21 protein-coding genes and 2 pseudogenes are annotated in these 22,409 nt (G+C 69.2%); 8 read left to right on the top strand and 15 right to left on the bottom strand.

What is annotated here, in order from left to right; genetic code table 11:
• A partial coding sequence (locus NLX86_RS14535; protein WP_254372087.1) for a hypothetical protein occupies positions 1–212 on the top strand: 212 nt, incomplete at its 5' end.
• 100 nt (positions 213–312) lie between these two features.
• A pseudogene (locus NLX86_RS14530) lies at positions 313–675 on the top strand (AMP-dependent synthetase); the annotation flags it as partial.
• Positions 676–748: 73 nt separating this feature from the next.
• Here the strand turns inward: NLX86_RS14530 and NLX86_RS14525 are convergent.
• The 3 genes from NLX86_RS14525 to NLX86_RS14515 form a co-directional block, all read right to left on the bottom strand.
• Entirely contained in the window at positions 749–1,237 is a 489-nt protein-coding gene (locus tag NLX86_RS14525) for a glutathione peroxidase (RefSeq protein WP_254372086.1), read from the bottom strand.
• A 109-nt stretch (positions 1,238–1,346) separates the two neighbouring features.
• A complete protein-coding gene (locus tag NLX86_RS14520) occupies positions 1,347–1,859 on the bottom strand; it encodes a GNAT family N-acetyltransferase (protein ID WP_254372085.1) in 513 nt (170 codons plus the stop codon).
• Between the two features lie 43 nt (positions 1,860–1,902).
• Positions 1,903–2,676 carry a hypothetical protein gene (locus NLX86_RS14515; RefSeq protein ID WP_254372084.1) on the bottom strand — a complete coding sequence of 258 codons (774 nt, stop codon included), beginning with the start codon at positions 2,674–2,676 and terminating at the stop codon, positions 1,903–1,905.
• A gap of 202 nt (positions 2,677–2,878) precedes the next feature.
• Between NLX86_RS14515 and gcl the strand changes: the two genes are divergently transcribed.
• Complete coding sequence (gene gcl, locus NLX86_RS14510; protein ID WP_254372083.1) at positions 2,879–4,657, top strand: glyoxylate carboligase; 1,779 nt, start codon at positions 2,879–2,881, stop codon at positions 4,655–4,657.
• Positions 4,658–4,823: 166 nt separating this feature from the next.
• Here the strand turns inward: gcl and NLX86_RS14505 are convergent, their stop codons facing one another.
• Together NLX86_RS14505 and NLX86_RS14500 are read right to left on the bottom strand one after the other, a co-directional pair.
• The gene (locus NLX86_RS14505; protein WP_254372082.1) at positions 4,824–5,456 is read right to left on the bottom strand and encodes a GAP family protein; all 633 of its coding nucleotides are present in this window, start codon (positions 5,454–5,456) and stop codon (positions 4,824–4,826) included.
• A 30-nt stretch (positions 5,457–5,486) separates the two neighbouring features.
• A complete protein-coding gene (locus NLX86_RS14500) occupies positions 5,487–5,897 on the bottom strand; it encodes an SHOCT domain-containing protein (RefSeq protein ID WP_254372081.1) in 411 nt (136 codons plus the stop codon).
• Positions 5,898–6,091: 194 nt separating this feature from the next.
• On the opposite strand from NLX86_RS14500, the gene NLX86_RS14495 reads away from it, so the two are divergent.
• Both NLX86_RS14495 and NLX86_RS14490 read left to right on the top strand, forming a co-directional pair.
• Positions 6,092–7,060, top strand: a complete 969-nt coding sequence (locus tag NLX86_RS14495) for a formylglycine-generating enzyme family protein (RefSeq protein ID WP_374213883.1) — start codon at positions 6,092–6,094, stop codon at positions 7,058–7,060.
• A gap of 26 nt (positions 7,061–7,086) precedes the next feature.
• Entirely contained in the window at positions 7,087–8,385 is a 1,299-nt protein-coding gene (locus NLX86_RS14490) for a sodium:proton antiporter (RefSeq protein ID WP_254372080.1), read from the top strand.
• 25 nt (positions 8,386–8,410) lie between these two features.
• Here NLX86_RS14490 and NLX86_RS14485 read toward each other — a convergent pair whose 3' ends face one another.
• From NLX86_RS14485 to NLX86_RS34430, 4 genes and pseudogenes are all read right to left on the bottom strand, one after another.
• Positions 8,411–8,512 carry a hypothetical protein gene (locus tag NLX86_RS14485; protein ID WP_254372100.1) on the bottom strand — a complete coding sequence of 34 codons (102 nt, stop codon included), beginning with the start codon at positions 8,510–8,512 and terminating at the stop codon, positions 8,411–8,413.
• Between the two features lie 55 nt (positions 8,513–8,567).
• Positions 8,568–8,930 (bottom strand): annotated as a pseudogene (locus NLX86_RS14480) (DUF2252 family protein); the annotation flags it as partial.
• 61 nt (positions 8,931–8,991) lie between these two features.
• Complete coding sequence (locus NLX86_RS14475; RefSeq protein ID WP_254372079.1) at positions 8,992–9,189, bottom strand: hypothetical protein; 198 nt, start codon at positions 9,187–9,189, stop codon at positions 8,992–8,994.
• Positions 9,190–9,339: 150 nt separating this feature from the next.
• Positions 9,340–10,881: a LuxR family transcriptional regulator gene (locus NLX86_RS34430; RefSeq protein WP_302061322.1), complete on the bottom strand. Its 1,542-nt coding sequence runs from the start codon at positions 10,879–10,881 to the stop codon at positions 9,340–9,342.
• A 319-nt stretch (positions 10,882–11,200) separates the two neighbouring features.
• On the opposite strand from NLX86_RS34430, the gene NLX86_RS14460 reads away from it, so the two are divergent.
• Positions 11,201–12,511: a diacylglycerol kinase family protein gene (locus NLX86_RS14460; RefSeq protein WP_254372078.1), complete on the top strand. Its 1,311-nt coding sequence runs from the start codon at positions 11,201–11,203 to the stop codon at positions 12,509–12,511.
• A gap of 175 nt (positions 12,512–12,686) precedes the next feature.
• Positions 12,687–15,047, top strand: a complete 2,361-nt coding sequence (locus NLX86_RS14455; RefSeq protein ID WP_254372077.1) for an arylsulfatase — start codon at positions 12,687–12,689, stop codon at positions 15,045–15,047.
• On the opposite strand, the gene NLX86_RS14450 is transcribed toward NLX86_RS14455, so the two are convergent.
• A complete protein-coding gene (locus NLX86_RS14450; protein WP_254372076.1) occupies positions 15,041–15,607 on the bottom strand; it encodes a hypothetical protein in 567 nt (188 codons plus the stop codon). The genes NLX86_RS14455 and NLX86_RS14450 overlap by 7 nt on opposite strands.
• A gap of 152 nt (positions 15,608–15,759) precedes the next feature.
• On the opposite strand from NLX86_RS14450, the gene NLX86_RS14445 reads away from it, so the two are divergent.
• The gene (locus NLX86_RS14445; protein ID WP_254372075.1) at positions 15,760–16,395 is read left to right on the top strand and encodes a class I SAM-dependent methyltransferase; all 636 of its coding nucleotides are present in this window, start codon (positions 15,760–15,762) and stop codon (positions 16,393–16,395) included.
• Between the two features lie 443 nt (positions 16,396–16,838).
• On the opposite strand, the gene NLX86_RS14440 is transcribed toward NLX86_RS14445, so the two are convergent.
• From NLX86_RS14440 to NLX86_RS14420, 5 genes are all read right to left on the bottom strand, one after another.
• A complete protein-coding gene (locus NLX86_RS14440) occupies positions 16,839–17,537 on the bottom strand; it encodes an alpha/beta fold hydrolase (RefSeq protein ID WP_254372074.1) in 699 nt (232 codons plus the stop codon).
• Positions 17,538–17,933: 396 nt separating this feature from the next.
• Positions 17,934–19,391: a catalase gene (locus NLX86_RS14435; RefSeq protein WP_254372073.1), complete on the bottom strand. Its 1,458-nt coding sequence runs from the start codon at positions 19,389–19,391 to the stop codon at positions 17,934–17,936.
• Positions 19,392–19,622: 231 nt separating this feature from the next.
• Positions 19,623–20,513, bottom strand: coding sequence for a 2-hydroxy-3-oxopropionate reductase (locus tag NLX86_RS14430; protein ID WP_254372072.1), 891 nt, complete (start codon positions 20,511–20,513; stop codon positions 19,623–19,625).
• Between the two features lie 35 nt (positions 20,514–20,548).
• Positions 20,549–21,409 carry a TIM barrel protein gene (locus NLX86_RS14425; RefSeq protein WP_254372071.1) on the bottom strand — a complete coding sequence of 287 codons (861 nt, stop codon included), beginning with the start codon at positions 21,407–21,409 and terminating at the stop codon, positions 20,549–20,551.
• A 199-nt stretch (positions 21,410–21,608) separates the two neighbouring features.
• Positions 21,609–22,406, bottom strand: a complete 798-nt coding sequence (locus NLX86_RS14420) for a hypothetical protein (RefSeq protein WP_254372070.1) — start codon at positions 22,404–22,406, stop codon at positions 21,609–21,611.
• Positions 22,407–22,409: the final 3 nt, after the last annotated feature.

The raw sequence follows: 22,409 nt of genomic DNA, 5'->3' as shown, positions 1-22,409 counted from the left end.
CGAGCCGTGATCCGCTCCAGCTCCCGCATCCCCGCGTCCTCCCCGTACTCTCCCGGCGCACCGGCCCGGCCACGGATCGTAAGAGCGACACGGCGCCCGGCGCAGCAGAACCCGAGAACGGTCCCGCCGGACAAGGCGGACGATCTTCACCATGGACACCCGCCGCCGACCAGCGCGAGCATCCCGCCCGGCCCGCACACCAGCACCCGTGACCTGCAAACTTCATGTTGCACAGGGCTCACTGCTCCGGCTCCTGGTGTGACCCTGCCTCCCCTCAGGATCGAGGGCCGTGTTGATCCCCGACTCTTCATTGATGAAGATGGGTCACTTGATCATGATGACCCGTTCAAGGCGTCCGACTACAAGATCTCGCCGTTCGAGCTGGAGAGCGCGCTGCTGGAGCACGAGGCGGTGGCGGAGGCCGCGGTCGTCCCGGCGCCGGACCCGCTGCGGCTGGCTGTGCCGAAGGCGTACGTCGTACTCACCGAGGGCTGGGAGCCGGGACCCGATACCGCAAAGGTGCTGTTCGAGCACTCGCGTGCGGTCCTCGCGCCGTACAAGCGGATCCGCCGGATCGAGTTCGCCGAGCTGCCCAAGGCGATCTCAGGCAAGATCCGCCGGATCGAGCTGTGTGAACGGACCGCGGCCGGCTCGAAGGACGAGTACGTCGAGGGACAGAAGCTGGAACGGCCGCGCCGGCCACTCCGGGAGCGGTACACACAGGGGGCCGCTCCCGGCGGGCGGCGGATCAGGCGGACAGCTGAGCCTCGATGGCCGCGGTGACCTCCGCGGCTTCCGGCTCGACGGCCGGGCGGAAGCGGGCGACGACCTCACCCTGCGGGGAGAGCAGGAACTTCTCGAAGTTCCACGTGATGTCGCCCGCCTCACCGGCGGCGTCGGCGGCCTTCGTCAGCTCCGCATACAGCGGGTGCCGGCCGGCGCCGTTGACCTCGGTCTTCTCCAGCATGGGGAAGGTCACCCCGTAGCTGACCGAGCAGAAGGTCTGGATCTCCTCGGAGCTGCCCGGCTCCTGGCCGCCGAACTGGTTGCAGGGCACGCCGAGGACGGTGAAGCCGCGCTCGGCGTACTTCTGCTGAAGGCGCTCGAGGCCCTCGTACTGCGGGGTGAGCCCGCACTTGGAGGCCACGTTCACCAGCAGGACGGCCTTGCCCCGGTAGGCGCCCAGGGTGGTGGGCTCGCCGGTCAGGGTGTGGAGGGGGATGTCGGTCAGACTCATGAGGGCTCCTCGGCAGAAAAAGGGCGTGCACGCCCGATGATGCCCTGTGACGGGCGCGGCTCACAGTTCGCGGCTCGCCGGAGGCCGGGGCCCGGGCGCCGGGCGCAGCTCACAGCCCGCGTCGCATGCACACCCGGGGCCAGCGGTCCAGGCCGTGCGCGGCCTCGGCGCGCAGGATCTCGCGCAGGCCCGGGGTGAGGGCGGGGCCGTCGACCACGTGGAAGCCGAGCCGCGCGTAGTAGGGCGCGTTCCAGGGGACCTCGGCGAAGGTCGTCAGGGTGAGGGCTGTCAGGCCTTCGGCGCGGGCGTGGGCGGCGAGATGGTCGATCAGGGCCCGGCCGACGCCACGGCGCGCGGCTTCCGGACGGACCGAGACCTGCTCGATGTGGGCGGCGCTGTCGACGAGCTCGGCGATCAGATAGCCGACGGGCCGGTCCCGCTCGTCGGTGGCGACCCAGGCGCGTCCCGCGTCCTGGAAGCGGGCCAGCAGGTCGAGCGCCGGTGGCTCGTCGTCGGCGATCGCGGCCATGCCGAGGGCGCGGAAGGGCTCACCGGCGGCGCGTTCGATGCCCTGGAGCGCGGGCAGTTCCGCGGCGGTCGCAAGGCGGATGGGGGCTGGCATACGACGAGTATCGCGCCCCGCCCGTCCCTCCCGAGGGCCGGTCTCAGGCCCCGGTGCTGAGCAGTTCGTCCGCGGGGTCGTTGACGGGCTGCGGCATGCCTGTGAGGTCCATGACGAACAGCGGGATGCCGAGATCGTCCGCGCGCGTCCTGGCCTCGTCCGTATATCCCGCGAGGGAGAAGAAGACACTTACGGCCGAGGTGGTGAGGCCGTTGAGCCAGAGGCATTCGATGTCCCGCAGGACCGCGGGCCGGGTGCTCGGGTCGACCTGGGCGACCAGCCCCGGCGCGCGCAGGTCGATGCCGGACATGGGCCGGTTCTCCGGCTGCCGTACGTCGCGGAAGCCCAGCCAGCGCAGGTAGAGCGCGGCGGCGGTCACCGCGTCCCGGGCGGTCCTGATGGTCACCGGCTGGAAGGCCGGCCGGGGGATCGCCGCGGTGGGCGGCAGCGGGATGTGGGCCGGGAGCGTAGTGGCCGGGCGCGCGGCCGCGCCGGCCTGGCTCGCGGCCGGGTTCGCGGCCTGGCCCCCGGCGCCGTCCGCGTACACCTCCGAGACGGGGCGTACGGGGATACGGACCACCGTGCCGCAACCGCCGCAGCCGAACTCAGGCTGCGGCCATTCGTCCTCGCGCCCGCAGGCGGGGCAGCGGACGGCCACCCAGGCGTCGGTCCAGGTCCGGTGCGTGATCGGGGACAGAGTCGCGCCGCGCACCAGCGGCGGTGCGATCGGGGCCCCGCAGGCGCACGGGAAGACCGGCGGAGCGTAGGCGTGCTCGCGATGGCAGGCCGGGCAGCGCACCGGCACGGTCTCCGCCATTGGACTTGCCTCCAGCACCAGTTCGGGTCGGGTCGTCAGGGAAGAGTCTGCCGTCTTTCTTGCGACTGACCTACCGATGCACGGCTTTTGGTGGCATCCGCTGTCCCCATTGCCTTGACGCGCTCCGCCGCCGCCTCCTACATTGTTCCGTATAGCAGAACAAGACTTCCGCATTATGGAAACCGGCACGCAGGAGTACACGATGCCTCGAATGACAGCCGCTCGCGCGGCAGTGGAGATCCTCAAGCGCGAAGGCGTTGACGTCGCGTTCGGCGTGCCCGGCGCGGCGATCAACCCCTTCTACGCGGCCCTCAAGGCCGGCGGCGGGATCCGCCACACGCTCGCCCGTCACGTCGAGGGCGCGTCGCACATGGCCGAGGGCTACACCCGGACCAACCCGGGCAACATCGGTGTCTGCATCGGTACGTCCGGCCCGGCCGGCACCGACATGATCACCGGCCTGTACTCCGCGATCGCCGACTCGATCCCGATCCTCTGCATCACGGGCCAGGCGCCGGTCGCCAAGCTCCACAAGGAGGACTTCCAGGCCGTCGACATCGCCTCGATCGCCAAGCCGGTCACCAAGGCCGCGACCACGGTCCTCGAGGCCGCGCAGGTGCCGGGTGTCTTCCAGCAGGCGTTCCACCTCATGCGCTCCGGCCGTCCCGGCCCGGTCCTCATCGACCTGCCGATCGACGTCCAGCTGACGGAGATCGAGTTCGACCCGGAGACCTACGAGCCGCTGCCGGTCTACAAGCCGGCCGCGACCCGCGCCCAGGTCGAGAAGGCGATCGGGTTCCTCCTGGAGTCCGAGCGCCCGCTGATCGTCGCCGGTGGCGGCATCATCAACGCCGACGCCTCCGCGCTGCTGGTCGAGTTCGCCGAACTGACCGGCACGCCGGTCATCCCCACCCTGATGGGCTGGGGCATCATCGCCGACGACCACGAGCTGAACGCCGGCATGGTCGGCCTGCAGACCTCGCACCGCTACGGCAACGCGAACTTCCTGGAGTCGGACTTCGTCCTCGGCATCGGCAACCGCTGGGCCAACCGCCACACCGGCGACCTGGCGGTCTACACCAAGGACCGCAAGTTCGTCCACGTCGACATCGAGCCCACCCAGATCGGCAAGATCTTCGCCCCGGACTACGGCATCGCTTCCGACGCCAAGGCCGCGCTGGAGCTCTTCGTCGAGGTGGCCAAGGAGCTCAAGGCCGCGGGCAAGCTGCCCGACCGCAGCGAGTGGGCCGCCTCCACCCAGGAGCGCAAGGCCACGCTGCAGCGCCGTACGCACTTCGACAACGTGCCGATGAAGCCGCAGCGCGTGTACGAGGAGATGAACAAGGCCTTCGGCCCGGAGACCCGGTACGTCACCACCATCGGTCTCTCCCAGATCGCCGGCGCGCAGATGCTGCACGTCTACAAGCCGCGCCACTGGATCAACTGCGGCCAGGCCGGCCCCCTCGGCTGGACCATCCCGGCCGCGCTGGGTGTCGCCACCGCCGACCCGGAGACCCCGGTCGTCGCCCTCTCCGGTGACTACGACTTCCAGTTCATGCTCGAAGAGCTGGCCGTCGGCGCGCAGCACAAGATCCCGTACGTCCACGTCCTCGTGAACAACGCGTACCTGGGCCTGATCCGTCAGGCGCAGCGCAACCTGGACATCAACTTCCAGGTCAACCTGGAGTTCGAGAACATCAACTCCCCGGAGCTGGGCGTCTACGGCGTCGACCACGTCAAGGTCGTCGAAGGCCTGGGCTGCAAGGCGATCCGCGTCACCGAGCCGGACCAGCTGCTGCCGGCCTTCGAGGAGGCCAAGAAGCTCGCCGCCGAGTTCCGCGTCCCGGTGGTCGTCGAGGCGATCCTCGAGCGCGTCACCAACATCTCGATGGGTGGCGCCGGTATCGACGCGATCAACGAGTGGGAAGAGCTCGCCACCGAGCCGGGTCACGCCCCCACGGCGATCCGCCCGCTGGTCTGACCCCTGGTCCGACCCGTACCCCTGAAGGCCCCCGCCTCCTCCCTCCGGAGGTACGGGGGCCTTCGGCATCAGCGCGGGCCGAGTTCGGCGTCGACGGCGCCCCGCAGCAGCCGGCGGGCGCGGTCCAGCGTCAGGGACCGTACCCGCGGGGTGTCCTGCAGTTCGCTCAGACGAGGATCAGGAGGATGAAGATCGCGCAGGCAATGATGTTGACCAGCCAGCTGTGGGTGTTCATCCACTCCCGCACCTTCGGAGCGGCGGTTTCCGCCCGTCTGTGGAACAGGAGCCTGGCGATCAACGGCAGTCCGGCTACCAGGACGGTCAGGGCGATGAACGGAAGGGCTTCGGCGAAGCCCGAGTCGCTCTGCACCAGAGCGACTCCGACCGTCAGCATGACCACGATGTCCGAGGGCATCAGCAGGATGACGAGCACGCCCACCTTGAATGCCCTCATCGGACCGGCCGTCATCAGCGTCCCGAGCCATTTCGGCGGTTCGGCCGTTGCACGTCCGACCCAGTTCTTCACCATTCCCGCTGCCAGCAGGCCGACGAGCACGTACTGAATGATGCGCCCGGCTGAACCCTTGTCGGATGAATCGCCCAGATCGACAGCGCTTCCCAGCAGTGCGGCCACGCCCCACATGATGGCCACACCGACTGTCGTCCCGACCGCCACGCCTGCCAGGAATCCCAGCGACGCTCGCACCGCTCTCGGCGTCGTGACGAAGATGACCGCCGACATGATCTGCGGCCCGACCATCATGGTGATGGCCAGTGGGAGGATCTCAACGCTGCTCACGGCACGTCCGTCACGCTCGACTGCGGGGGTTCAGTGCAGGAGCTTTTCCTTGGCCCGCTGGAATTCCGACTCGGACAGATCGCCTCTGGCCTTGAGTTCGGACAGTTTGGTCAGCTCGTCCGCCCCGCCCCCGCCACTGCCGGCTGTCTCCCGGATGTAGGCGTCCATGGCAGCCTGCTGTTCCTGTGCCTGGCGGATTTCGCGCTTGCCCATCTCCTTGCCCCGGACGCACACATAAACCAGCGCGCCGAGGAAGGGAATGATGAGCACGAAGAGCAGCCATCCCGCCTTCACCCATCCATTCATCTGGTGGTCTCGGAAGATGTCGACGATGATCCGGAAGAGCAGCATCAGCCACATGATCCAGAGGAAGATCCACATCACGGTCCAGAAGGCGCCCAGCACGGGATAGTCGTACGCCAGGACCAGATAGGCATCCATAGCTCTCCTCCTGATACTCGCTCTCGGACCCCAGGGGTCCGCTCCCTTCCAGCGTCCTCGTTTCCCGGCAGGAGCCCTCACCCGTCACGGGTGAATCGGGTGTGCCATCGCGTACGCCGTGTGTCGGTGCCCGGCGGCCGGCAGGAGGGCACCAGAATTACGGCCGTGAACCTCTGGCGCTGATGGGGTGCTCCATGTCGGACGATCGAACCAGCAGGGGGTGCTGCAGCCCTTCCCGCCCCGCCGGACCGCCGGGCGTCGAAGCCCTGCCGCCCGGTGCCGCCTCGGGTGCGTCGCAGACGGAGGGCATGGTGCGCCTGGCCACGGACCGTTTCCTGATGGGGTCCGAGGACCACTGGTCCGTGCCTGGTGACGGCGAGGGACCGGTGCACGCGGTGCGTCTGTCGCCGTACTGGATCGACTCCTGCGCCGTCTCAAATGTGCAGTTCGGCGCCTTCATCGAGGCGACCGCGCACGTCACGGACGCGGAACGCCACGGCTGGTCGTTCGTCTTCGCCGGCCTGCTGCGCGATGACTTCCCGGACACCCGGGCCGTCGAACAAGCTCCCTGGTGGCGGCAGGTGTACGGGGCATGCTGGCGGCACCCGGAAGGCCCCGACTCGCATGTCGAGGACCGCGCTGACCACCCGGTCGTCCACGTTTCGTGGAAGGACGCCCATGCGTACGCCGCATGGGCGGGCAGGCGGCTGCCGAGCGAGGCCGAGTGGGAGTACGCCGCCCGCGGAGGTCTGGAGCAGCGGCCCTTTCCGTGGGGCGATGAGCTCGAACCGGGTGGGGAGCACAGGATGAACGTGTGGCAGGGCAGCTTCCCCGACCACAACACCCGCGACGACGGGTGGTACGGCACGGCGCCGGTGACGTGCTGCGGGCCCAATGGCCACGGGTTGTACAACGTCTGCGGCAATGTGTGGGAGTGGTGCGCCGACCGGTATTCGCCCGCGTATTACCGTCGCAGCCCCCAGGAGAATCCGACAGGCCCCCCGGTGGGGCTCGAGCGGGTGATCCGCGGTGGGTCCTACCTCTGCCACGCCTCCTACTGCCGCCGCTACCGGGTTGCCGCCCGCAGCGGCAGCACCCCGGACAGCAGCACCGGCAATCAGGGTTTCCGCTGCGCGCGTGACGATGCACCGGTGGCGCGGTGAGCGGCGGTGCGTGGACGGACGTGGCGATGGCCGCTGTCACCGCCGGCTATGCCGTGTGCTCACGGCGGCTCTCCTCATCGCCCGTCACCTCTGCGATGGTGTTCACCGGCTTCGGGGTGCTCATCGGGCCGTTGGGGCTCGATCTGCTCGACCTGGAACACGACGCCGGTCCGGTGCTGACGCTGGTCGAGACCGCCCTGGCCCTGGTGCTCTTCACCGATGCGATGACCGTGCGACGGCGGGACCTGCGCAGCGGCGGGTTCCTCCCGGCTCGGCTGCTGGGGATCGGGCTGCCCCTGACCATCGGTGCGGGCTGGCTGCTGGCCTGGCCGCTGTTGCCGGGGCTGACGGCGTGGGAGCTCGCCCTGGTCGGTGCGGTCCTCGCCCCCACGGACGCCGCTCTGGGCAGGACGGCCATCACCAGCCCTCGCGTCCCGGCACTCGTACGGCATGGCCTGAACGCCGAGAGCGGCCTCAACGACGGCATGGTGCTGCCGTTCTTCGTTCTCTTCCTCGCGGCGCTGCCCGGGACGACGGCCTCGGAAGAGGGTGTGGCAGGGATCTTCTGGCGCGCGCTGGTCCTCAGCACCGCGCTGGGCCTGGCTGTCGGGTGGTTCGGCGGGCGGCTGCTGCAGTCGGCGCGCGCCAGGGGCTGGCTGACCCCCGTGTGGGGGCAGGTCTTCGTGCTTGCCGTTGCCGCGGGTTCGTACGCGCTGGCGGTCGTCACGGAGGGCAGCGGCTTCATCGCCGCGTGGGTCGCAGGCTTCGCGTTCTCGGCCGCTCTGCGCAGTAGCGCGGCGCAGGAAGAGTCGCACGAAGACTCACGCGAAGCGAAAAGCGCGGACCGGCCTGCCGACTTCGTCGAGAACCTCGCCGAGCTGCTGACCGCGCTGTGTTTCCTGGTCTTCGGCGCGGTACTCCTCGGACCGGCACTGGAGCATCTGAACTGGCGGATCGTCGCCTACGCGCTGCTCAGCCTCACGGTGGTGAGGATGTTGCCGGTCGCCCTCTCACTGATGGGGAGCAGACTGCGACCGCCCACAGTGGCGTACATCGGCTGGTTCGGTCCGCGCGGTCTCGCGTCCATCGTCTTCGGGCTCCTGGTGGTGGAAGAACATGTCGCAGGGGTCGAGCTGCTGGGCAGGGTGGTCGCCATCACCGTCGGCCTCAGCATCCTCCTGCACGGCATGTCGGCGGTCGCCCTCTCTCATCGCTACGGAGCGTGGCACACGGCAGCGGCGGCCGGCCCGGTGAAGCTGCGGGAAGATACGCCGGCACCCGCCGGGCGCCGAAGGCCGGGGCCTCTCGACGAGCCCGAACAGTGAGCCGGCGCGTCGCCGGGCTACTACGTCAGGCGCTCTCAGCGGTGACCAGTCCCGTGCGTGCGGCGTCCGTGAGTGCCTGGAATTCGCGCTCGTTCTGGTCGGAGTAGAGCTCGGCGAACTCCGCCAGCGCCCGGTCGAAACTGTCCTTGCTGCCGAGGTAGGCGGCAATGGCGATCCGGTCGCATCGCGTCCCGGTACGCCCGGACGGTCCCCCGGACGACGGAATCGCGCTGCTTCACCGAGAAGTCGTTGGCCCGACCGGCGATCACAAAGCTCGCCGCGAGCCGCTTGACGTCCCACTCCCGCGGGCCCGGCGGGTCTCGTCGAAGTCGTTGATGTCGAAGACCAGACGCCGTTCGGCGGAGGCGAGCAGCCGGAAATTCAGCAGGTGGGCATCCCCGCAGAGCTGCGCGGCACGCGAAGGGCGGACTGGCGCTCGATGGTTCCGACAGGGTGGGCCGGTTCGCCGGCGGTTCGAACCCGGCATGGACGGAGCGTGGCACTCGCTCGCGGGCTGCCTTGCCGAGGGCAGCCCGCTCGTGCGGGCCAGGTGTGCGCGCGGTGTCGTCGCTGTCAGCGCGAAGTCTCCTTGAGGCTCAGACCCGGTCAGTCCGGCAGCCGGCGCATCTCGACGACGTGCAGGCCCAAGTCCTGGAAGCGCAAGAGCAATCCGTACAGATGCGCCTCGTCGGTGACAGGGCCGAAGAGCAGTGTCTGCGGCGGGGTGGGCAGTTCCTCAAGCTCGGGGAATGCCTCTGCAATGGGCCTGGACAGGCGGCCGGTGATGCGGAACTCGTAACGCATGCCCGCACTTCCCAATGTCCTGGATGGTCTCGTGGAATCGTCCTCCTTGCATGCTGTCCGACGTACGACCGGTGCGGCATCACCCGGATGAGGTGAGCTCGCATGTCGAGCCCGCATGTCGAGCCCGCATGTCGAGCCCGCATGCCGCCGTCACAGCAGGTGGAACTCCCGGGCGCGCCGGACCGCATCGCTGCGCCGGGAAACGGAAAGCTTGCGGTAGATACTCCGCAGATGTGTCTTCACCGTATTGACGGACACATACAGCTCTGCCGCGATCTCTTCCGTCGACATCATCTGTGCGGCAAGCCGCAGCACGTCGACTTCGCGGTCGCTGACCGACTCGACGAGGTCTGAGTGGCGCGCAGGGGCGCCATCCGCGGATGGAAGGTTGTCGACGGCTGTCGTGCGCTCGGTGAGCCAAGGCTGGGCACTGGCGAGTTCGGGCCGGTGGTCGAGCAGGTGGCGAAGCCAGGGCGCGGCTCCCTTCAGGTCGGCCGGCATGCCGGCGACGAGCCGCTCCAGCCGGTGGGTGTCGGGGCCGGTGAGCACGCCGCCGAGGGCAAGATGATCGACGATCAGGGAGGTGGCGTACTCCCAGTCCCCTGCTGCGGCCGCGTGCTCCATGGCTTCCCCGATCAGCCCTGCGTCCGCGAACCAGCGTGCGGCGAGGCGATGCAGCTCCGGTTCGAGGCGGAGCCGGTGGCTGCGCAGATACGCGCGGAGAACCTCGGTGAACAGCGGGTGGAAGCGGAACCACGACGTGCCACCGATCGGTTCGACGAAGGCGTTGGCGTGGGTGAGCCCGGCCAGGATCTCTTCCGCGTCATCGCGTCCGGTCAGCCGGTTCGCAAGTTGCGGATGCACCCGGTCCAGGATGCTCGTGCGCACCAGCAGGTCCTGGGTGGCAGCGGGCTGGGCCTCGACGACTTCGGCCAGCAAGTAGTCGGCAACGGCGCTCTGGGACAGGGCGAACGACCGGGCGAAGCCGGTCGGGTCGTCGGCCCGCTGCATGGCCAGGACACACAGGCGCAATCCGGCGGCCCAGCCCTCGCTGCGCCGGGTGAGAGCGTCTACGGTCTCCGCCGGCGACGCCAGGCCGTGTCGCCGCAGCAGTGCCGCGGTCTCGTGCCGGGTGAATGCCAGGTCTGCGCCGCGGATCTCGCGGATGCTGTCTTCGGCGCGGTAGCGGTGCAGGGGGAGCAGCGGGTCGACGCGGCTGATCAGCACCAGCCGCAGCCGCGGTTCCGCATGATTGAGGATGAAGTCCAGGCCCGAGGCCACCTCGCGGTCGGGCACCCGGTCGAGGCCGTCGAGTACGAGAACCACCGGCTCAGGCCGGCGGGCCAGCGCGGAAGCGAGCCGGACGAGCAGGGAGTGGTCGACGTTGTCGGCGCGTGCAGGGGAGCCGACATCCTCGGGCAGTGCCACCCGGTGGTGACGGAAGGCTTCGAGGACGTAGGCCCAGAACACGCCGGGGGCGCTGTCGTCGTCCTCCAGGGTCAGCCAGACGACCGGCTGCCGTGCGGTCGCACCAGCCGCCCACGCGGCGGCGAGCACGGTCTTCCCGGCGCCGGCCGGGCCCGTGATCAGGGTCAGCCGTCCCGCCGTTCCCTCGGTGAAGCTGTCCAGCAGGCGCTTGCGGCGTACGAACGTGCCTGCCACGGCCGGTACGGAGAACTTCGCGGTGAGCAAGGGGTCACCCGTCGGTGCCAGCTGTGACCCTCTGCTGCTGGGGGGCATGGGCAACCACCATCTGGTTGTCGGCTGCCTTGTCCTGCCGACCAAAGGCAACGTGCCGGTCGGCGCTGGTGCCATTCGTGCTGATGGCATTCGTGCCGACACGCCAATTTTCACAGCGCCTGTTCATGATCGCCAGGCAGAGCGGCCGCGGCCGGGTCGGCGCGTACGCGGAAATCACTCGGAACGGGTGAAAAGCCCCACCCCTGGAAGGGGATGCGCCGGCTCGGCCCGCAGCCGTGCAATGAGTCACAGGCAGCGGCGGGAGGGTCCCATGGACATCGTTTCCGGCGCGCGGGGCGCCGGGGCGAGGCGGTGGTTCGCGCGTGCGGCGATTTGCGCCGGGGCCGCGTCCGTACTTGTGCTGCTGGTGTTCGCGGGGATCAAGAGTGTCGCCCTGGTGGGCCTGGGGCTGGGCGGACTGGCCCTCAGCGCAGCATCCGCGTGGTGGACGCTGACGCGCCGTGGACCCGGCAGGATTGTCGCGTTCGCGGTAGGGGCAGCCGCACCCGCGGCCGTGCTCGTGCTCTATGCGCTGGCCGATCTGCTCTGGGTCGTCATCGTCTCCCTCGGGCTGTGGGCTGGAGCGGTCTCCGCAGGGCGGGTTGCGCTCAGAGGCATCAGGACGGTGCGCGCTCCGGAATACCCGGCTCATCCCCCCGAGCATCCGTTCCTGATCATGAATCCACGATCGGGCGGCGGAAAGGTGGGAGAATTCCGCCTCAAGGAACAGGCCGAGACCCTCGGCGCCGACGTCCTGGTGCTGGATCCCGGCCATCCACATGATGTCGTCGAGCTCGCGCGCAGGGCCGTCACCGATGGTGCCGACCTGCTCGGTGTCGCGGGCGGTGACGGTACGCAGGCTCTGGTCGCGGCGGTGGCCGCGGAACACGGCATTCCCTTCCTGGTCCTCCCGGCCGGTACACGCAACCACTTCGCCCTGGATCTGGGCCTCGACCGGGACGACCCTTCGACGTCCCTGAACGCGCTCACCGACGGCGTAGAACTCCGTGTCGACCTTGGCTTCATCGGTGAGCGCGCCTTCGTCAACAACGCCTCCTTCGGCACATACGCGGCCGTGGTGCAGAGCCCCGCGTACCGCCATGACAAGGTCCGCACCATCCTGCGGATGCTTCCGGACCTGCTGACCCACCAGCGCGGCCCCCGGCTGGCCGTGCTCGCCGCGGGCGCGGCCATCGATGAGCCCCAGGCCGTGCTGGTGAGCAACAATCGGTACCGGGTGGGCGACCATGCCGGACTGGGTCGCCGGGACCGGCTGGATTCCGGTGTACTCGGGGTCCTGGGCATCAAGGTCGACAGCGCGGCGCAGGCGGCCGGCATGCTCCGCGGCAGACAAGCGCGCGGACTCACTTCGCTGACCGTCCGCGAGGTGGTCGTCGACGCCGACGAGCCCGAGATCCAGGTCGGCGTGGACGGCGAGGCGCTCACCCTGCCGACGCCCGTGCGCTGCGTGATCCGGCCGCGAGCCCTGCGCGTACGGGTTCCGCGGAGCCGCCCCGGCGTGCCCCGGACGAGGCCGCCGATGGACTGGCGGCGGCTGGGGAAGCTCGCGCGGGGAAGTTGAGGACCCGACCGCTTCCGGATGGGCCGGTTCTCACCCGCGCAGGGTGAGGCTGCAGGGCGAGTGATCACCGCATGCTGGCGACAGGACTGGCGCGGGCCTTCACGTTCACGATCACGGGTGTCCGCGGTTGTCCCGGATCGCAGGCCCAGGCGGAATTCGAGAGAGGGCAGCACTCATGGCTGACATCCAGCGGCATATCCTGCCGATCCCGGACGTGCCGCGGTTCGGGCCGATCACATATGACGCGAAGGACCCCGACACGTCCTTCGCCCCCATCCAGCCGTTGCGTCCACCGGAGGGCGCGCCGAACGTCATGGTGATCATGCTCGATGACGTCGGCTTCGGTGCGCCCAGTGCCTTCGGCGGGCCCTGCGCGACCCCGGTCTTCGAGCGCCTGGCCACGGGAGGTCTCCGTTTCACCCGGTTCCACACGACTGCGCTGTGTTCGCCGACCCGTCAGGCGCTGCTGACCGGACGAAACCATCACTCGGTGGGGATGGGCGGCATCACCGAGATCGCCACCTCGGCCCCCGGCTACAACTCGCTGCGCCCCAACACCAAGGCGCCGCTCGCCGAGATCCTGAAGCTGAACGGCTACTCGACGGCGCAGTTCGGCAAGTGCCACGAGGTGCCGGTGTGGCAGACGAGCCCGGCCGGGCCGTTCGACGCCTGGCCCACGGGCGGGGGCGGCTTCGAGCACTTCTACGGCTTCGTCGGTGGTGAGACCAACCAGTACGACCCCGCGCTGTACGACGGGACGAGGCCGATCGATCCGCCCCGGACTGCCGAGGAGGGCTACCACCTCACCGAGGACCTCACCGACCAGGCCATCGCATGGGTGCGCCAGCAGAACACCCTGATGCCTGACAAGCCGTTCTTCTGCTACTTCGTGCCCGGTGCCACGCACGCGCCGCACCATGTACCCAAGGAGTGGGCCGACCGTTACCGGGGCCGGTTCGACCAGGGCTGGGACGCGATCCGGGAGGAGACCCTCGCCCGGCAGAAGGAACTCGGAGTGGTGCCGCAGAACGCCGACCTGACCACGCGTCACGCGGAGATCCCCGCCTGGGACGAGATCGAGCCCGGACTCCGGCCCGTGCTCGCCCGGCAGATGGAGGTCTACGCTGGCTTCCTCGAGCACACCGACCACCACGTCGGCCGGCTCCTCAAGGCTCTCGAAGACCTCGGCATCTTCGACGACACACTGCTGTACGTGATCACCGGCGACAACGGCGCCTCCGCCGAGGGCGGATTGCGTGGCTCATTCAACGAGCTCCTCGCCTTCAACGGCATGGCCGACGTCGAGACGCCGGAGTTCATGGCCGCCCGGATCGACAAGTTCGGTACGCCGGAGGCCTACAACCACTACGCGGTCGGCTGGGCGCACGCCATGGACACGCCCTACCAGTGGACCAAGCAGGTCGCCTCGCACTGGGGCGGAACCCGCAACGGCACCCTCGTCCACTGGCCGCGCGGCATCCGGGCCGCAGGAGAGGTCCGCAGCCAGTTCTGCCACGTCATCGACGTCGCCCCGACGATCCTGGAGGCCGCAGGGCTCCCCGAGCCGACGACGGTCAACGGAGTCCAGCAGTCGCCGATGGAGGGCATCTCGATGCTCTACACGTTCGACGACGCCGGCGCCCCCGAGCGCCACGACCAGCAGTACTTCGAGATGTTCGGCAACCGCGGCATTTACCACAAGGGCTGGTCCGCCGTCACCAAGCACCGCACCCCATGGGTGCTCGGCGCGGGATACGCCGTCGCCTTCGACGACGACGTGTGGGAGCTGTACGACGGCTCCAAGGACCCCAGCCAGGCACACGACCTGGCCGCCGAGATGCCGGACAAGCTGCACGAGCTGCAGCGGCTCTGGCTGATCGAGGCAACCAGGTACAACGTCCTGCCGTTGGACGACCGTACGGCCGAGCGGTTCAACGCCGAGATCGCCGGACGGCCCGAACTCATCAAGGGTGAATCCCAGCTGTTGTACGGCGGCATGGGCCGGCTGAGCGAGAGCAGCATGGTCAACGTCAAGAACAAGTCGTTCTCCGTCACCGCCGAGATCGCGTCCACCAACGGCCCCGTCTCGGGCGTCATCCTCGCCCAGGGCGGAAGCTTCGGCGGCTGGAGCCTGTACGCCAAGCAGGGCCGGGCGAAGTTCGCCTACAACCTCTGCGCCCTGGAGACCTCCGAGATCGAGGCGGACCGTCCCGTTCCGTCCGGTGAACACCAGGTGCGCATGGAGTTCGCCTACGACGGCGGCGGCCTCGGCAAGGGCGGCACCGTCTCGCTGTTCTACGACGGCGACAAGGTCGGCGAAGGCCATGTCGAGCACACAATGCCCTTCGTGTTCTCCGCGGACGAGACCGCGGACGTCGGACAGGACAGCGGCACCCCGGTCGCCCTCGACTACGACACCACGAACGGCGCTTTCACCGGCGACATCCACTGGGTCCAGGTCGACACCGGCGCGAACGACTCCGACCACTACATCAAGCCCGAGGAGCGCATCCGCATCGCCATGGCGCGTCAGTGATCGGGCAACTGGTTCCCCGGTGACCCACCGCGCGTGGCCCCGACCCGGCCCGTCGCAGCCGGCAGAGAGATCTTGTCGCCCCAGCGCGCCACGGAATCGGCGGTGCGCTCGGCCGTACCCCGCACGGCGCGCGGCAGTCGGCCGGGTCCGATCAGATAGGCGCCGAGAGCGACGATCACGCCGAGCACGATCACGGTGCGGAGAGTCATGCGCAGGAAGTGCACGAGCGTGTCGAAGACCGCTGCGGCGGCGGCCTCGGACTGCACCTGGGCGGGCAGGTGGTCGAGGTAGTAGCGGCGGGCGATGACCAGGACGATGGAAACGATCAGGCAGGCCAGGGCGGCACCGATGGCGGTCTTGGCGAGGGCGCGTCTGCGGTGACGGGCGAGCAGCACCCCGGCCGCGCCGAGGAGCACGGTGATGACCGGCATCCAGTTCCCGATCACATCGAACGCATGGGCTGCGTCCTGGATCTTGCCAAGCTTGGCGGACTTGAAGAGGACCATCTGCTTGTTGACATCGGGAATCTTCGAGGCCGGTCCTGATCCATTTCCGCTCACGAAACCGGGAAGGGCACCCCGGCCAGCCCGAACCAGCGAACCCCGTTATCCCTGACTTGTGGTGGCCTGCAGGCTGCCTGAAGCCAAATCACCAACCGCGGTGCACCACAACCCCTCCGGTGCATTGCTGGACATGAGACGCGGATGGCGCCATGGGGTTCTATGCCGAGCGAGTCGTGCCGCGGATTGTCAACGTCGCCTGCGGGGTCAAGGCAGCCGAACCGCTACGGCGCCGAGTCTGCGACGGCCTGAAGGGCGACATCGTCGAGATCGGGTTCGGGACGGGGCACAACGTTCCCTTCTACCCGGCGGCTGTCACCGGCGTGGCCGCGGTCGAGCCTTCCGATGTCGGGTGGAGGCTTGCCGGCGAACGCGTCAGGGCGTCAGGCATCCCCGTACGGCGCGCCGGGCTGGACGGCCAGTCGTTGCCCTTCGAAGACGACGGTTTTGACGCCGCGCTGTCCACCTGGACGCTCTGCACCATTCCCGATGCCGATGCCGATGCCGATGCCGCTCTGCGCGAAGTGCGGCGCGTGCTCAAGCCCGGTGGGACTTTGCATTTCATCGAGCACGGGCTGGCCCCGGAAGAGGACGAGAACGTCCGCCGCTGGCAACGACGCTTGGAGCCGTTGAACAAGCGGCTCTTCGGCGGGTGTCACCTCACCCGGCCGATCGTCGACATGCTGACGAGCGCAGGGTTCACGATCACGGAACTCGACGTCTTCTACGAGAAGGGCGCACCGAAGCCCATGGGCGCGGACTCCCTCGGCATCGCCCTGTCTGCATAGCCTCGATCCACCTCGGTGGATCGAGGCTGAGGGCCAACCCATCTGGGAGCCTGTCCACCATGGCCGTGCCCCCGATCGACCTCGACGACTTGCCCGCCCGAGTCCGAACCGCCATCGAGGCCGAGACGGGCGGGATCTTCAAGGCCGAGACAGTCTCCGCGGGCCTGAACAGCGCCCGCTGCGCGCGTGTCCACACCACCGCCGGAACCATGTTCCTCAAGGGGCTACGTAGCGATCACCTTCGAGGTGATCGACGGGCACCACGCCGACTACTCCACCGCGGAGCCCCGTGGCTGGACCCCGCGTTCTTGAGTGAAAGAATGTGGACCGAAATCGCAGGAGATCACCCCGATGCCTGGACGGCCCGCATGCTCGAAGCCGCGCGCCGATGGCACCTGCACCGGAGTACGTAGCTCTCCGCTGAGCACACCTTGGAGCTGCGGTTACTCCCCGGCCGCTTCGAGGAGGATCCCCGCCAGTTCGCTCGGTTGGGAGAACATCGGCCAGTGCCCGGTGTCCATTTCGACCAGCCGCCAGTGCTCGCTGGTCAGCAGCTTGGACACGTCGTCGCTTGGCTCGGCGCCGTCGAGCAGGCACTTGATGTACGTCGCCGGAAGCTCGCCGAGTGGCCGTGCCAGCACGGCCGGCTCGGTCAGCGTGCCCCCCGGGTGCGGCGTCGAGCCGCCTACAATCCGTGCTACCTGCTCATGGGTGAGGCCCTGTCCGTCGTAGTCGGCCGCGGTCAGCGGTGCCCAGAAGCCGCCGTTCCCGGCGATCGAAGCCTCCAGCTTCGCCGGGCCCTCCCACCAGCCGGAGGCGAACGACTCGCGCTCGGTCGGAACAGTGGAGTCGACGAAGACCACGCGGGCCAGCCGGTCGCCGATCCGCTCGGCGGCCTGACCGACCGGGATGCCCGAGTAGCTGTGCCCGACGAGGACGACGTCGCGCAGATCATTTCGTTCGACTTCGTCGACGATGTCCTGAACGTGAGTCTGCTGCCCGGCCGGCAAGCTCTGCTTGTCGGCGAGGCCGGACAGCGTCACTGGGTGGGCGCCGTGGCCGGCCGCACGCAGCTGCGGCACCACCTCGTCCCACGCCCACGATCCGAGCCACGCGCCTGCGACCAGTACGAATTCCGTCATGGCGCCAACGTAGCGGAGCGGTCTGACAACCGCTCTGGTCACCGTACGCAACAGAGCGCCGTGTCACGGGACCGTCCGTGACTCGGCGCTCTGGCTGTGCGGTTGGTACCGCCCGACGGAACGAGGCTGGCGCGACAGGACGTTCGCACCGCCGGGCGGAGACTGGCGGGTGACGCAGATGTGGCTGGGACCGCGGCGGGGGCGAATGGTCTCCTGGTTGTCCGCTTCCCTCAGGTCAAGAGGCGGGCCCGGAGCCTTTACCACCGCACTGGCTCGCTCGCCGCCGCGGTCCTCGTCCTCCCGTACCGCGTGACCACCCCTCATCCGGGTCCGCGGTGCGGGCTCGGCACCCGGGGCCTGACCTCCCATCAGGGTCCGGGCGCAGCCTGGTTGCTCCTAGTCCTCGCGCAGGGCGCGGACGGCCTCCTCGACGCGCTTGCCGTACTCGGCGTCTGCGGCGTGGAAGTGAGCGAGGTTCTTCTCGATGACGTCGTCGCGGGTGACCTGCGAGAGGCCGCCGGCGATGTTGGCCACGAGACGGCCCTTCTCGTCCTCGGACATCAGACGGTAGAGCTCGCCCGCCTGGAAGAAGTCGTCGTCCTTGGTGTGCAGCGGGGCCTCGTGCGTGCCGGTGTAGCCGTGGATCGCCAGCGGGGCGGACAGCGGCTGACCGGTCTCGGCCGGGCCCTGGTACGAGTTGGGCTCGTAGTTCTTGTCGTGGCGCGAGCCGTTGCGCAGGGCCATGGCACCGTCACGGCCGTAGTTGACGGCCTCCGTCGCCTTCGGCGCGTTCACCGGCAGCAGGGTGTGGTTGACGCCCAGGCGGTAGCGGTGGGCGTCCGCGTAGGCGAAGAGACGGCCCTGGAGCATCTTGTCGGGCGACGGTCCGATACCCGGAACGAAGTTGTTCGGGGAGAAGGCTGCCTGCTCGACCTCGGCGAAGACGTTCTCCGGGTTGCGGTCGAGCACCAGGCGGCCGACACGCTGGAGCGGGTAGTCCGCGTGCGGCCACACCTTGGTGAGGTCGAACGGGTTGAAGCGGTAGTCCGCTGCCTCGGCGCCCGGCATGACCTGGACGTACAGGGTCCACGAGGGGTTCACACCGCGCTCGATCGCCTGCAGGAGGTCCGTCTGGTGCGAGTTGGCGTCCTGGCCGACCAGCTCGGCGGCCTGCTCGGCGCTCAGGGAGCGGACGCCCTGGTTCGTCTTGAAGTGGTACTTGACGAAGAAGGCCTCGCCCTGGGCGTTCGTCCACTGGTAGGTGTGCGAGCCGTAGCCGTTCATGTGACGGTACGAGGCGGGGATACCGCGGTCGCCCATCAGCCAGGTGACCTGGTGCGTCGCCTCGGGGGCGTGCGCCCAGAAGTCCCAGACGTTGTCCGGCTCCTGCTTGCCCGTGAAGGGGTCGCGCTTCTGGGAGTGGATGAAGTCGGGGAACTTGATCGGGTCCTTGATGAAGAACACCGGGGTGTTGTTGCCGACGAGGTCGTAGTTGCCCTCTTCGGTGTAGAACTTCAGGGCGAAGCCGCGCGGGTCACGGACCGCGTCCGCGCCACCGAGGGAGTCGGCGACGGTCGAGAAGCGGATGAAAGTCTCGGTCCGCTTGCCGACCTCGCCCAGGAAGTTGGCGCTGGTGAAGCCGGTGACGTCGTCGGTCACCTCGAAGTAGCCGTAGGCACCGGAGCCGCGGGCGTGCACGACACGCTCCGGGATGCGCTCGCGGTTGAAGCGGGCGAGCTTCTCCAGCAGGTGCTGGTCCTGCAGGAGGAGCGGGCCACCGACGCCGGCGGTGGAGGAATTCTGATTATCGGCGACCGGGGCGCCGGACTCGGTCGTCAGCGTTCGCTTCGACATGGTGACCTTCCGCGTGCGGGGAGCTGCTGACGGAAAACGGCTTCCGTCAATGTGGAGCCTAAGTTCGGGCTGAACGCAGCGTCAACAGTTTGTTGAAGAAAGATGAAGGGGTGTTCCGGACGGCGCCGGCGCTTGGGCGCGACAGGACAGGTGTCAGCACCGGCACCGTCCGGAATTCCAGGGCGGGCCATCAGGCCCGGGGAGGGTCAGACCCGCGGGTCAGACCGCGGGTCAGACCTGCTGGCCGGAGAGGCGCTCGACGGCGCGCAGCAGGGCCGAGTGGTCCAGGCCGCCGTCGCCCTGGGCGCGCAGCGAGGCGACCAGCTGGGCGACGACGGCGCCGACCGGGAGAGCGGCGCCGACGTTGCGGGCGGCGTCGGTGACGATGCCCATGTCCTTGTGGTGCAGGTCGATCCGGAAGCCGGGCTTGAAGTCCCGGTTCAGGAAGTTGTCCTTCTTGCGGGTCAGGACCGTCGAGCCGGCCAGACCGCCGCCCAGCACGTCCAGGGCGGCCTGGAGGTTCACGCCGGACTTCTCGAGGAAGACGACGGCCTCGGCGCACGCCTGGATGTTGACCGCGACGATGAGCTGGTTGGCGGCCTTGACCGTCTGGCCGGAGCCGTGCGGGCCGCACAGGACGATGGTCTTGCCCAGCGCCTCGAGGATCGGCAGGGCGCTGTCGAAGTCGGCCTGGTCGCCACCGACCATGATCGACAGTACGGCCTCGATCGCACCGGCCTCGCCGCCGGAGACCGGGGCGTCCAGGACACGGATGCCCTTCTCGGCCGCGTTCTTCGCGAGGTCCACGGAGGTCTGCGGGGTGATCGACGACATGTCGATGACGAGGGCGCCGGACCTGGCGTTCTCCAGGATGCCGTTCTCGCCGTACGAGATGGCCTCGACCTGCGGGGAGGCGGGGACCATCGTGATGACGACGTCGGCGTCCTTGACGGCCTCGGCGATCGAGGACGCGCCCTTGCCGCCGGCCGCGACGAAGCGGTCGATCTTGTCCTGCTCCAGCGTGAAGCCGGTGACGTCGTAGCCCGCCTTCAGCAGGTTCTCGGACATGGGCGAGCCCATGATGCCGAGGCCGATCCACGCGATCTTGGGGAGATTGCTCATTAGGGGTGCCTCTCTAAAAACTTTGGTACGAAGAGTCAGTGGCCCGCGCGGGCCTCGGCCGGCAGCCAGCCGAAGGACTCGGCGCTCGGGGCGTCGCCGGCCTTGTACTCCAGGCCGACCCAGCCGTCGTAGCCCGCCTTCCGGAGGCTGTCCAGCAGGTCCTCCAGCGGCAGCGAACCCGTGCCGGGGGCGCCGCGGCCCGGGTTGTCGGCGATCTGGACGTGTCCGGTCTTGTCGGCGTACGTTGCGATGGCCTGGGGCAGGTCCTCGCCGTTCATCGACAGGTGGTACAGGTCCAGCAGGAACTTGGCGTTGCCCAGTCCCGTGGCCGCGTTGACCTTGTCCACGACCTCGATCGCGGCCGGGGCGCTCACCAGCGGGTAGAGCGGTGACTCGGGCTTGTTGAGCGTCTCGATCAGGAGGATCGCCCCGACCCGGTCGGCGGCGCGGGCCGCGCGCACCAGGTTCTCCAGGGCGAGCTCGTCCTGGACGGCGGGGTCGACGCCGTCGACGCGGTTGCCGTAGAGCGCGTTGAGCGCCTTGCAGCCGACCGAGGCGGCGAAGTCGGCCGCCACGTCGATGTTGGCGCGGAAGCGGTCCGACTCCTCACCGGGTACCGAGACCGCGCCGCGGTCCGGGCCCGGGAGCTGTCCGGCGTAGAAGTTCAGGCCCACCAGCTGGGTGCCGGCATCCTCCAGCGCCTTCTTGAGGGCGTCGAGTTCGGCCTGCGGCGGGGTGGGGGTCTCGATCCAGGGCCACCACAGCTCGACCGCCGTGAAGCCCGCCGCGGCGGCGGCAGCGGGGCGCTCCAGGAGCGGGAGTTCCGTGAAGAGGATCGACAGGTTCACATCGAAGCGCTGGTCCGAGCCGCGCTTGTCCGAAAGAAGAGGGGCCATGAGGGGTTATGCGCTCCTTCCGTATTGCGGAAGTTCATTTCTGCTTGATGGAAGAGTGCCCCGAAGGGCGGAGGACTGTCAAGAGCGACCCACAAAAAAATGCCCCCCCGAGCGGGGAGGCGGAAGCCACGTCCTGGCTTCTGTCGTCCCAGCTCGGGAGGCGGTCTGTACGGAGAGCCGTACCGACTTTCGTACGAAACTACAGCGCGTCGACGGCGCTCACCTTCCAGCCGCCCGAGGTGAGAGTCAGCGTCATCCGCACCCGGTTCAGGTCGACACGGTCCCCCGTGACCTGAGTGCTCCGGGTGACCTGGTTGACGAAGAGCAGGACGACAGCCCTGTCCGGCGAAGCCGACACCACCGAGGCCGCCGGGGCGCCGCCGCCCGGCGGTTTCACCACCGTGGCCTTGACCACCCCCTGGTACTTCTTCGCCGTGGGCGCCACCACCGCCTTGGTCGTCCTGCGGTACTCGTCCCGGAAGGAACCGGTCAGATGACCGAGCGCCGCCGCGAAGTTCTGGTCGAGGCGCCGGTGGTCGTACGAGAGGACGACGGGCGCCGCCTTCCGCGCGGCGGCGAGCGCCTGCACCCGTGCCGCGTCCGTCCGCCTGCCGTCCCAGTACGTCCACCCGAGCACCGCCGCCGCGACCAGCCCGGCCACGACCACGACGGCGAGCACGGCGCTGACCAGCCCGCGCCGCCGCCCTCGCGACGGCCCCGAGCGGGCCTCCCCGGACGAGGCGTGTCCGGCCTCCTCCGGTGCCTCCGACGGCTCCGGTGCCTCCGGCGCGGGGCTCGGGTCCTCCACGCGCAGTACGGGTCCGGCGTGCTGTTCCGGTGGCCGCTGCCCGGACTCGTCATCGGCGTCGTCCTCACGGCCTTCGGCCGCGGCGAGGCCGGCGCGCTCGGTGCGCCTGGCCGCCGCGCGGGCGGCCGCGGTCACGGAGCGGCGGCCGGGCGAGCCGGCGCCGCGGCCTCGGGTGGTCGTGTTCGCCACGGT

Origin of the sequence: Streptomyces sp. A3M-1-3 (genome assembly GCF_024213665.1) — a bacterium.
Taxonomy (GTDB): Bacteria; Actinomycetota; Actinomycetes; order Streptomycetales; family Streptomycetaceae; genus Streptomyces.
The sequence above is the reverse complement of the archived record's forward strand: the minus strand, read 5'-3'. Positions and strand labels throughout refer to the sequence as shown.

Excerpts from the sequence above, each read along its gene's own strand:
- NLX86_RS14525 (WP_254372086.1), bottom strand. The coding sequence starts at position 1,237 with ATGAGTCTGACCGACATCCCCCTCCACACCCTGACCGGCGAGCCCACC.
- NLX86_RS14520 (WP_254372085.1), bottom strand. The coding sequence starts at position 1,859 with ATGCCAGCCCCCATCCGCCTTGCGACCGCCGCGGAACTGCCCGCGCTC.
- NLX86_RS14515 (WP_254372084.1), bottom strand. The coding sequence starts at position 2,676 with ATGGCGGAGACCGTGCCGGTGCGCTGCCCGGCCTGCCATCGCGAGCAC.
- gcl (WP_254372083.1), top strand. The coding sequence starts at position 2,879 with ATGCCTCGAATGACAGCCGCTCGCGCGGCAGTGGAGATCCTCAAGCGC.
- NLX86_RS14500 (WP_254372081.1), bottom strand. The coding sequence starts at position 5,897 with ATGGATGCCTATCTGGTCCTGGCGTACGACTATCCCGTGCTGGGCGCC.
- NLX86_RS14495 (WP_374213883.1), top strand. The coding sequence starts at position 6,092 with ATGTCGGACGATCGAACCAGCAGGGGGTGCTGCAGCCCTTCCCGCCCC.
- NLX86_RS14490 (WP_254372080.1), top strand. The coding sequence starts at position 7,087 with ATGGCCGCTGTCACCGCCGGCTATGCCGTGTGCTCACGGCGGCTCTCC.
- NLX86_RS14475 (WP_254372079.1), bottom strand. The coding sequence starts at position 9,189 with ATGCGTTACGAGTTCCGCATCACCGGCCGCCTGTCCAGGCCCATTGCA.
- NLX86_RS14460 (WP_254372078.1), top strand. The coding sequence starts at position 11,201 with ATGGACATCGTTTCCGGCGCGCGGGGCGCCGGGGCGAGGCGGTGGTTC.
- NLX86_RS14455 (WP_254372077.1), top strand. The coding sequence starts at position 12,687 with ATGGCTGACATCCAGCGGCATATCCTGCCGATCCCGGACGTGCCGCGG.
- NLX86_RS14445 (WP_254372075.1), top strand. The coding sequence starts at position 15,760 with ATGGGGTTCTATGCCGAGCGAGTCGTGCCGCGGATTGTCAACGTCGCC.
- NLX86_RS14440 (WP_254372074.1), bottom strand. The coding sequence starts at position 17,537 with ATGACGGAATTCGTACTGGTCGCAGGCGCGTGGCTCGGATCGTGGGCG.
- NLX86_RS14435 (WP_254372073.1), bottom strand. The coding sequence starts at position 19,391 with ATGTCGAAGCGAACGCTGACGACCGAGTCCGGCGCCCCGGTCGCCGAT.
- NLX86_RS14430 (WP_254372072.1), bottom strand. The coding sequence starts at position 20,513 with ATGAGCAATCTCCCCAAGATCGCGTGGATCGGCCTCGGCATCATGGGC.
- NLX86_RS14425 (WP_254372071.1), bottom strand. The coding sequence starts at position 21,409 with ATGGCCCCTCTTCTTTCGGACAAGCGCGGCTCGGACCAGCGCTTCGAT.